The following is a 763-nucleotide window of genomic DNA, read 5'->3' as shown; positions in this document are numbered from 1 at the left end:
TAGACCAGCAGATGTGCCAGCGAGCGCAGGCAGCCTTGGATCACTGTGCCGAAGGTGAGCACCCTGAAGTGGATGCTCTTGATCTTCGAGTGTTCCAGGAGCAGGATGCGTATATGCGTCGGCAGCGTGAGTTTCAGGCTCGCAATATGGCTCAGGAAGCAGCTCATGATCTGGAGCGTGCACAGCGTATTGCGATGTCCGAAAAAGAAAAGCAGCTAGAAGAGCAGACGCTGAGTAAGACTGACCGTATTCGTCCTGCGACCTGCGCTGAGTATGATCGGTGGCTTGAGGCGTGGGTGAAGGCCGGAAACGACATCGCGTACTATTCGGGTGGCGATTTTAATGAGCATTACGCAAGCAACCGCTACTTCTACGTGATTGATCCTGACGCGGAGTTCTATATCGGCGATAGGAACACGTATCATTTCATCATTCCTGAGGAGTATGACTGCCGGGATTACCTGTACAAGTTCTGCGTCTCACCTCTAACGGCGGTGTACGGTTGGGCCGATAATAAGCCGGTGGTACAGAATCCGGATCTGCTTGCGGATAGGCACCCTATTGGTTATGCAGATACGGTGGATGCACGGTTGAGGAAGCAGGCTCGCCTGAAGTACCGCCAGGAGCAGTAACAGAGGGCATCTATCTTTTGGCGCTGCTGTTTTATTTGTTTTACTGGCAGGTTGGTTCTCGCGCACGTATGACGTGAACGACCTGCACGCTAACTCCTAGAAGAGTGGAGGAATCATGACTCTCAGGACCT

The 763-nt window shown here is 52.8% G+C and carries 1 protein-coding gene; it reads left to right on the top strand.

What is annotated here, in order from left to right:
* Nucleotides 1-632, top strand: a 632-nt coding sequence (locus tag HMPREF2527_RS09755) for a hypothetical protein (RefSeq protein ID WP_168161077.1), incomplete at its 5' end; no start/stop codon positions are given.
* Between the last annotated feature and the right edge of the window lie 131 nt (nt 633-763).

Source organism: Rothia sp. HMSC071B01 (assembly GCF_001808945.1).
Taxonomy (GTDB): domain Bacteria; phylum Actinomycetota; class Actinomycetes; order Actinomycetales; family Micrococcaceae; genus Rothia.
The sequence above is the reverse complement of the archived record's forward strand: the minus strand, read 5'-3'. Positions and strand labels throughout refer to the sequence as shown.